Source organism: Streptomyces sp. NPDC005017 (assembly GCF_042873115.1).
Lineage (GTDB): Bacteria > Actinomycetota > Actinomycetes > Streptomycetales > Streptomycetaceae > Streptomyces.
Map to the genome: position 1 here is coordinate 1 of NZ_JBIALD010000056.1, position 3,569 is coordinate 3,569.

General features: G+C 67.6%; 3 protein-coding genes. All 3 read right to left on the reverse strand.

The genetic code is table 11. The features are described from left to right. The coding region (locus ACFYR0_RS37710; RefSeq protein ID WP_389338898.1) for a (Fe-S)-binding protein at positions 1 to 1,940 on the reverse strand (1,940 nt) is incomplete at its 3' end. A gap of 140 nt (positions 1,941 to 2,080) precedes the next feature. After that, entirely contained in the window at positions 2,081 to 2,956 is an 876-nt protein-coding gene (locus ACFYR0_RS37715; RefSeq protein WP_389338901.1) for a BTAD domain-containing putative transcriptional regulator, read from the reverse strand. Between the two features lie 442 nt (positions 2,957 to 3,398). Then, positions 3,399 to 3,569 (reverse strand): carboxyl transferase domain-containing protein (locus tag ACFYR0_RS37720; protein ID WP_389338904.1); only part of this gene is annotated, 171 nt, incomplete at its 5' end.

The window sequence follows — 3,569 nt, forward strand, 5'->3', positions numbered from 1 at the left end:
GGGACGGCGGCGATGATCTCGCGCGGCGGGGTGTAGATCTTGTTGTGGCGGCCCAGGTAGCAGGGGTCGTGGTAGGTGATGATGCCCTCGACCGGGGTGACCGGGACCAGGCGGCCCTCGTCGACGAGGTGCTGGAGCAGCTGGGTGTGGTGGACGACCTCGTAGTCGCCGCCGAGCTGCGGGTACTCGTTGCCGAGGGTGTTGAGGCAGTGGGGGCAGGTCGCGACGATCTTCTTCGCGGCCCTCGGCTTCCTCGACTCGTCGGTCACCCGGCCGTCGTCGTCCAGCTCTTCACCGAAGGCGGTGTTGAGAGCCATGACGTTCTCCATGCCGAGTTCCTGGAAGAGGGGCTCGTTGCCCAGGCGGCGGGCGGAGTCGCCGGTGCACTTCTCGTCGCCGCCCATGATGGCGAACCTGACGCCGGCGATGTGCAGGAGTTCGGCGAAGGCCTTGGTGGTCTTCTTCGCGCGGTCCTCCAGGGCGCCGGCGCAGCCGACCCAGTACAGGTACTCGACCTCGCTGAGGTCCTCGATGTCGCGGCCGACGACGGGGACCTCGAAGTCGAGTTCCTTCAGCCATTCCAGGCGCTGCTTCTTCGCCAGTCCCCAGGGGTTGCCCTTCTTCTCCAGGTTCTTGAGCATGGTGCCCGCCTCGGACGGGAACGCGGACTCGATCATCACCTGGTAGCGGCGCATGTCGACGATGTGGTCGATGTGCTCGATGTCGACCGGGCACTGCTCGACGCAGGCGCCGCAGGTGGTGCAGGACCACAGGACGTCGGGGTCGATGACGCCGTTGTCCTCGGCGGTGCCGACCAGCGGCCGCTCCGCCTCGGCGAGGGCCGCGGCGGGGACATCCTTCAGGGCCTCGGCGGAGGCCTTCTCCTCGCCCTCCGCGGTCTTGCCGCCGCCCGCGAGGAGGTAGGGGGCCTTGGCGTGGGCGTTGTCGCGCAGGGACATGATCAGCAGCTTCGGGGACAGCGGCTTGCCGGTGTTCCAGGCCGGGCACTGCGACTGGCAGCGCCCGCACTCGGTGCAGGTGGAGAAGTCCAGCAGGCCCTTCCAGGAGAACTGCTCGACCTGCGAGACACCGAACACGTCGTCCTCGCCCGGATCGGCGAAATCGATCGCCTTCCCACCCGACGTCATCGGCAGCAGACCACCCAGCGACGTGGCGCCGTCGGCGTTGCGCTTGAACCAGATGTTCGGGAACGCCAGGAAGCGGTGCCAGGCCACGCTCATGTCGGCGTTCAGCGACACCACGATCATCCAGATGAACGAGACGCTGACCTTGATCCCCGCGAACAGGTAGACCAGCGTCTCGAGCGTGCCTTCGCTCAGCCCGTCGAAGGCCATCACCAGCGGATAGGAGGCGAAGAACGCCGCCTCGTAGTGCTCCACGTGGTGCATCGCGCCTTCCAGGCCGCGCAGCACGTAGATGACGGTGCCGATCGTCAGGATGACGTACTCGACGAAGTACGCCTGCCAGGCCGTCGAGCCGGCGAAGCGGGACTTGCGGCCCGGCCGGGACGGCAGGCTCAGCAGCCGGATCGGGATCAGCACCGCGATGCCCACCGTGGTCATCACCGTGATGAACTCGACGTACATCTCCCACGGCAGGAACCCGCCCAGCAGCGGCAGCTGGAAGTCCGCCACGAACAACTGCCCGATCGCCTGCCCCAGGATCGGGATCAGGGTCAGGAACCCGATCGCCACGAACCAGTGCGCGAAGCCCACGACACCCCAGCGGTTCATCCGCGTATGGCCGAGGAACTCCCGTACCAGCGTCACACTCCGCTGATACGGACCGTCCGTCCGCGCCCCGGCCGGCAACGGCGCACCGAGCCGGAAGAACCGGAAGAACTGGACGATGACCCGGGCGAACAGGGCCGAGCCGATCACTGTCAGGACCAGCGACACGATGATCGCGGCGAGTTGCATGCGGGGGCTCCTCGAGACTGCCGAGCTCAGTGAGACCGCCCAGCTAATTACTAAGCGGTAACTTATGCAGTTCGTTCGAGCGTACCCACTTGTCGCGCCGCGTCGCAGTGTCTTGGACGGTGATCTGCGCCGCTCGCCCGTCAGTTGACGTGCAGGGGGCGCCCCCGGCCCGTGCGCTCGGCGGACAGCGGGACCCCGGCGGGCAGCTGGTGCTCGGGCACGAGCGGCGTCTCGGGCGCGGCCACCAGGATGGACTGCTGGAGCCTGCGCAGCCGCGCCGAGGGCTCGAGGCCCAGGTCCCGCACGAGGGTGCTGCGCAGCCGGTGGTAGACGTCGAGGGCCTCGCCGCGCCGGCCCGAGCGGTGCAGCGCCAGCATGAACTGGGCGTGCAGGTTCTCGTGGGTGCGGTAGCGCCGGGTCAACACGGTCAGTTCCGCGAGCAGTTCACGGTGCCGGCCGAGCCGCAGGTCCGCCTCGATCCGCTGGTCCAGGGCGCACAGCCGGCTCTCCTCGAGCCGCTGGGCCTCCATCTCCAGCTGCGCACCGGTCTGCACGTCGGCGAAGGCCGAGCCGGTCCACAGGGCGAGGGCGTCGGACAGCAGCCGCGCGGCGTCCTTGAAGTCCCCGGCGTCCATGGAGCGGTAGCCCATGCCCGCGAGCCGGTCGAACTCCTTGACGTCGCTCGTGCCCCCGCCGGAGACGAGCATGTAGCCGCCGGGCGAGGTGACCAGGACGTCCTTGGCGTTGCGTGCGGCGCCCTGCGGCTCACCGGACGCTTCCTTCTCCAGGGCCGCGGTGATGAGGTCGCGCAGTTGCAGCACATAGGTCTGCAACGTGGTGCGCGCGCTGCGCGGCGGCTGACCCGCCCACAGTTCGTCGATGAGTGCGGAGACCGGCACCACCTGATCGGCGTGCAGCGCCAGAAGGGCGAGCACTTGCCGGGGCTTCGGCGCGGTAGGTGTGATGGACACCTCGTTCTCCCTGACGTCCAATACGCCCAGTACCTCGATGCGCACGCCAATCCCCCTAGTTGAGTGTGCCGGTGTCCTGCACCTCACGAGTACAAAACAGGCCACACGGTTTGTCAATACCAAACCAGTTACGCGGTTTTATTGCATCGTGCAGCAGAATCGTGCAAGCGTTCGCAAAACGCGCTCTGACCTGTGAGTTATCGGGTTCGAGGTTCACCCGGCCGCCTGCTTCACGGCCGAACGTGAGTCCACTGCCGTGAAGATGCGCCAGATTAAACGGGCGATCAGGGCATCTCGCCAGATGCCCTCAAGCAAGATAACAGACTCTCCGTGCGGTTTGATGGAGGCGCGCCGGACGGCTCGAGGCCGCCACGAGGGGCGTCCCGGGCTCGCGACCACCGCGAAAGGGCCGGACGGCGTCCTACGCTCGTCCGGCCCCGGAGTCCGTACGGGTCGTCAGGTTCGTACGGGCATCACGCTCATGGCGTCACTGCGGAGGGTTGCCGTGCTTACGAGAAGGCAGGGCGGCGTGCTTCTTCCGCAGCATGGTCAGGGACCTGATGAGCACCTCGCGGGTCTCGGCGGGGTCGATGACGTCGTCGACCAGGCCGCGCTCGGCGGCGTAGTACGGGTGCATCAGCTCCGCCTTGTACTCCTT